General features: G+C 42.3%; 5 protein-coding genes and 1 pseudogene. 5 read left to right on the top strand and 1 reads right to left on the bottom strand.

The features are described 5' to 3' along the window. Nucleotides 1-130 precede the first annotated feature (130 nt). The 3 genes and pseudogenes from PX636_RS04610 to PX636_RS04600 form a co-directional block, all read left to right on the top strand. Nucleotides 131-280, top strand: a pseudogene (locus PX636_RS04610) (phosphopantetheine-binding protein); the annotation flags it as partial. Nucleotides 281-365: 85 nt separating this feature from the next. Further along, the gene (locus PX636_RS04605; protein WP_002796511.1) at nt 366-752 is read left to right on the top strand and encodes a hypothetical protein; all 387 of its coding nucleotides are present in this window, start codon (nt 366-368) and stop codon (nt 750-752) included. A 2-nt stretch (nt 753-754) separates the two neighbouring features. Then, the gene (locus PX636_RS04600; RefSeq protein WP_125731087.1) at nt 755-1,699 is read left to right on the top strand and encodes an NAD(P)-dependent alcohol dehydrogenase; all 945 of its coding nucleotides are present in this window, start codon (nt 755-757) and stop codon (nt 1,697-1,699) included. 10 nt (nt 1,700-1,709) lie between these two features. On the opposite strand, the gene PX636_RS04595 is transcribed toward PX636_RS04600, so the two are convergent. Then, on the bottom strand, nt 1,710-2,945 hold the full coding sequence (locus PX636_RS04595; protein WP_002796509.1) for a bifunctional sterol desaturase/short chain dehydrogenase: 1,236 nt from the start codon (nt 2,943-2,945) through the stop codon (nt 1,710-1,712). A 211-nt stretch (nt 2,946-3,156) separates the two neighbouring features. On the opposite strand from PX636_RS04595, the gene PX636_RS04590 reads away from it, so the two are divergent. Together PX636_RS04590 and PX636_RS04585 are read left to right on the top strand one after the other, a co-directional pair. Further along, on the top strand, nt 3,157-4,584 hold the full coding sequence (locus PX636_RS04590; RefSeq protein ID WP_002796508.1) for a glycosyltransferase family 2 protein: 1,428 nt from the start codon (nt 3,157-3,159) through the stop codon (nt 4,582-4,584). A 173-nt stretch (nt 4,585-4,757) separates the two neighbouring features. After that, nucleotides 4,758-5,226: DUF4351 domain-containing protein (locus PX636_RS04585; RefSeq protein ID WP_288116350.1), on the top strand; the 469-nt coding region annotated here is incomplete at its 3' end.

The raw sequence follows: 5,226 nt of genomic DNA, 5'->3' as shown, positions 1-5,226 counted from the left end.
CTCTATGAGAGTTTCATTCCTTATAACCCTGTACGTTGCATAAGACAAACCGAAGAACCGTTCTTATAGTTCTTATAGTTCTTATAGTTCTTGTAGTTCTTTTGTCCGGAATAGTTGGTCTGACTTATTATCAAATTGGGGAGGAGATGAACTTGATACACTTGAATTAATCATGACTTTAGAAGAAGAATTTGATCTAGAACTTTCAGACGAAAAATGCCAAGAATTTACAACAGTGAAAAAGCTAGTTGATTATCTGGCTGAAAATTTAGGCAAGTAACAATATTAATTTTTACGAAAATATCTCAAGTTATCAGCCAAATATAGCTATAATCCAATTAGAGCGAGTTCTAAACCAACAACTTATGATTAGTCGCTACATTGTCGCATGGCTCCCGATGATCGTAATAGGAATTAGTAACGGTATCCTCCGAGAAACCACCTACGGAAAATATCTCGATGAACTACGCGCTCATCAAATTTCTACCCTGACAGGAATCCTCTTTTTTAGTCTTTATATTGGCACTCTTGTCTATTTTTTGGGTCTAGAATCCTCCGGTCAAGCAATTACTATCGGTTTAATTTGGTTAGTATTAACAGTGGGTTTTGAGTTTCTGTTCGGCCATTTTATCGCCGGTCACTCTTGGTCAAGATTAGGGCAAGATTATAATCTTTTAGCGGGACGAGTTTGGATTTTGGTTCTCTTGGTCATTACTTTTGCTCCTCTACTATTTTATCAACTTTTTTCTTAATTATGAAAGCTATTATCATTAATCGCTATGGCGATAGTAATGTTCTCCAATACACCGAAATAGAAAAGCCAATTCCCCAAGGGAAAGAAGTCTTAATTAAGATTATGGCAGCGGGAATTAATCCGATTGATTGGAAGATTCGTCGGGGGATGCTCAAAATAGCCACAGGTAATAAATTTCCCCTGCAATTAGGTTTTGATTATGGGGGAATTATCGTTGAAAAAGGCAGTCAGGTGGAACAATTCCAGATCGGAGATGAGGTTTTTGGTTTTCTCAATCAATTACCCGGTAGAACCTATGCTGAATATGCAATTATTCCCGCTTCCCTATTAGTTAAAAAACCGCATAATCAGAGTTTTATTGAAGCTGCCGCCACTCCTTTAGCCGCTTCTACCGCTTTGCAAGTCTTGCGGGATTTTGGCGGTATTCAAGCAGGAAATCGGATTTTAGTTAATGGTGCATCGGGAGGAGTGGGTAGCTTTGCCGTGCAGATAGGAAAAATTTTCTCCGCGCAAGTAGATGGAGTTTGTAGTAGTAAAAATATCGATTATGTCACCTCTTTAGGAGCCGATAAAGTTATCGATTATACCCAAGAAGATTGGAGAAAAACCGAGCAGAAATATGATATAATCTTCGATGCTGTGGCTAAGTCTTCTTTTTGGCACTGTCGTCAGCTTTTAAAACCCCAAGGGACCTATATAACCACCCTCCCAAATCCCGGAATTATCCTCTTAAATTATCTCGGTGCTTGGTTGCCCCAAAAAGGGAAACTGATATTTTTTGCTCAAGCACAAGCGTCTGACTGGCAATTTCTCAAAGAAGCGATCGAATCGGGTAAATTAACTGTTAGGATCGATCGCACCTATACTTTTTCCCAGGTGGCAGCAGCTCATAATTATAGTGAATCGGAAAGAGTGCGCGGAAAAATAGTCCTGATCCCCGATTAAGGATAAATAGTTAGGGTTTTTCCTGATTTTTTGGGGAACGAGTAAATAGTTTTAAGTAGGTAGAAACAGAGAATTCTTTAATTGGGAAGGTGATAAAAGTCAAGGGATTAATAGTAATAATAATATTGCGACTATCTCTTTGTACCGCCTTGATAATCTGTTTAGCCACCCAATCGGCGGACATAATACCCACAGGATTTAAATTACTCTTAAAAGGACCAAGAATTAGCTTTCTCACCACACAGGGGGCATCTAAACGACGCAGGGTAATCATATCACCGATCGCCCGTTTACTGAGTTCGTAGAGGGGACTAAAGGCAGGATTAACCTCTGCTTCCGAGGTATTCACCCAGACTTCCTTGCGGGCAATTTGCTCGTTAGTGCGGACAGTTTTGAAGAATAATTCCATTAAACGCCAGACGGAAAAAGTATTCACTTGGTAGGCTAATTCGATCGCTTCTGGGGTTCTTTGGCCGTGGACATTAACGCCGTGATTTAAAATCAGTATATCTACAGACTTAAATAGGTCCTCAAGTTGCGTTTCTTCACCGATTTGCCATTTCACGGTTTTTACAGGTACTGATTCGCCGTTAATTTCAATAGCGATCGCATTCTCCCCGGAAGTGAGCGCGATCACCTTGGCTCCCTTCAGTTGTAGGTACTTTAACAGCGATCGCCCTAAGGTTCCATTCGCCCCGGTAATGGCGATCGTTTTACCCTTAAGAGAAAGTGCCGTCCCCATCAATTTATCCATAAAGGTGAAAGTTCCACAATAATAAGCCTTTTGGTTATCAAAATGGTGTCGCCAGTGGTAGGTACGATTAACGCGCCATTGAGCGGGAAAACTCTCAAATTGCCCCGGACGATGGGTTAAATCGGTTAATTCCTCCAGATTGGCGATCCCTAAACCTCGACCGATCGCCGTACTGAGAAAAGCCAAAGTATAAAGGGAGCCTAACCAACCCAACCAAGGGCGATCGAACCCCCAAGAGTAGGCCAGTAGTACAGGTAAAACACTGGCAGCCAACATGACCAAGGCCTCTGGTACATCATTGTACCAGTGCGCCCGACGATAAATTTCCTCGCTCATTACCGACAGATCGGGACGAAAAACCCGATGATGCCAGACGTGCAGACGATAAAGGGGCTGCCAATGGTGGGCCAGAGCATGATAGCTATCACGCACGATCTCCACCCAAATAATTGAGCCACAAATCAGTCCGACACAGAGGAGCAGGTTTGACATAGGGGATAAATGTTAAATTTTCTCAACGAATGTAAACAGAGCAATCTTAGCCGAAAAAGCGCATTTATAGGGCAAAAAAAACCAATAGCCTGAAAAACTAGGGTTTCTTTCCCGAAAAAACTTAAGATTCTGTTAAAAATTTTAACAATTTTCGGTAAAATAAAGCAAGAAACAAGCGTCTACTGGAACAGTTACTTAACCTGAGTCGATTATGGCAGAAAATTATTGGTCGCGAGAGGATGATAACGAAGAATTAGACCCGATTGGTTCCCTCCTATCTGACTGGTCCGATCCCGAAGATGAGGAGGACGAATTTAGGAGCGAAATTTTTCAAGGCCGATCGGGACGCAGACAGAAAGCGGCTTTTAGCCTCATGGCGATCTGGACAATAATTATCGGACTTCATTGGCTGAGTTGGGGTTATTGGGCAATTATCGCCTTAACTATGGTACTATCGGGACAAGCTTTGCGGCTGCTGTTCACCAAACCAGAAACGCCGCCAATTCCCTTACTGGATAAGGATTTAGCCTCTGTACCTAGGGTGTCCCTCTTAGTAGCGGCCAAAAATGAAGAAACCGTAATCACGAAACTGGTTAATTATCTCTGTCATCTAGACTACCCCCAAGATAAATTAGAAGTTTGGATCGTCGATGACTATAGTACCGATAACACCGGTGCAATTCTCGATCGCCTGGCTCTAGAATATCCCCAATTACAAATTCTCCATCGTCCTGCTAATGCCGGAGGTGGCAAATCCGGCGCCTTGAATCAGGTTTTATCCCTGACTAACGGGGAAATTATCGGCGTATTCGATGCCGATGCGGGATTATCCGCCGATTTACTGCGTCATGTGGTCCCAATGTTCGACGATCGAGAAGTAGGTGCGGTACAGGTGCGAAAAGCGATCGCCAATGCCGCCGAAAACTTCTGGACAAAAGGACAAGCGGTAGAAATGATCTTTGATAGCTGTTTCCAACAGCAACGGATCGCGGTGGGAGGGATCGGAGAATTGCGCGGAAATGGTCAATTTGTCCGTCGTAGTGCCTTAAATCGTTGCGGGGGTTGGAATGAACAAACGATCACCGACGATCTTGATTTAACTATTCGTCTCCATATCGATAATTGGAAAATTAATATCTTAAATTTTCCCGCAGTAGCGGAAGAAGGGGTGACAACTGCGATCGCTTTATGGCATCAGCGCAATCGTTGGGCCGAAGGTGGTTTTCAGCGTTATCTCGACTATTGGAAAGCGATTTTAAAGTCTCCCATGCCTTGGCCGAAAAAGTTTGATTTAATTGCTTTTTTGATCGTTCAATATATCTTACCTGCGGCCGCTATTCCCGATCTTTTAATCACTATTACTCGTCATCAAGCTCCGATTTTAACGCCTTTAACTGGTTTGGCTCTTTCCCTTTCTCTCTGGGGGATGGTGACAGGATTAATCCGAGTTAATACGGGTAAAAAATTCACTTTCGCTCTCGGTTTGGACATCCTTGCTCAAACCATTCGTGGCATGATTTATATGATGCACTGGTTTATTATTATTCCCAGTGTCAGCCTGCGGATGGCTTTGCGTCCTAAACGTTTAAAATGGGTGAAAACCGTTCATCTGGGGGAACATCTCAGGGCCGAAGTTTAATTTTCGAGGATAGACTCCAAAAACTTTAGCCTTATCAGGCTCGAAATCCCCTGTCAGTAAAGGTTACAGCCTTTGGAAACCCCTTTCGGAAAAATTTCCAATTTCCTTAATTATGCTTGCTGCCAATAATGTGTTAATTTAGATACAGAATTGAATTCCGTGACAGCACTGGGGTGGCGAAAAGCGCTCGCTCCAGTTTTTTTTGTGATCGGTTAGCGGAATGTCTGCGCTTGTTAATCACTTTAAGGTTAGATGCGGCGAGAATGCAATTAATTTCTGGATTTATTGATACATATCTCAATCTAAATCCAGTGGAAGAGAGACAATTTCAAGAAGAGATTAGCACATTTAGTCAACCCGTACAGGAGGGAGTTATGCAAATTACTACCAGTTGGATGCGTCAAGGTATCGAACAAGGTATTGAACGCGGTATCGAACAAGGTATTGAACGCGGTATCGAACAAGGTATCGAACAAGGTATTGAACGGGAAAAGACATTGATTCTTCGTCAACTTAAACGCAAGTTAGGGGAGATTAATCCTTCATTGGAAACTAAAATTATGCAGTTAAGTATTGATGATGTCGAAGTATTAGGAGAAGCTTTATTCGATTTCTCTACGGTTGAAGATTTAATCAATTGGT

It is taken from the genome of Microcystis sp. M53598_WE2 (assembly GCF_030067735.1).
GTDB lineage: Bacteria > Cyanobacteriota > Cyanobacteriia > Cyanobacteriales > Microcystaceae > Microcystis > Microcystis aeruginosa.
The sequence above is the reverse complement of the archived record's forward strand: the minus strand, read 5'-3'. Positions and strand labels throughout refer to the sequence as shown.

Bases quoted from the DNA above. Each gene is read 5' to 3' on its own strand.
- PX636_RS04605 (WP_002796511.1), top strand. From the start codon at position 366: ATGATTAGTCGCTACATTGTCGCATGGCTCCCGATGATCGTAATAGGA.
- PX636_RS04600 (WP_125731087.1), top strand. From the start codon at position 755: ATGAAAGCTATTATCATTAATCGCTATGGCGATAGTAATGTTCTCCAA.
- PX636_RS04595 (WP_002796509.1), bottom strand. From the start codon at position 2,945: ATGTCAAACCTGCTCCTCTGTGTCGGACTGATTTGTGGCTCAATTATT.
- PX636_RS04590 (WP_002796508.1), top strand. From the start codon at position 3,157: ATGGCAGAAAATTATTGGTCGCGAGAGGATGATAACGAAGAATTAGAC.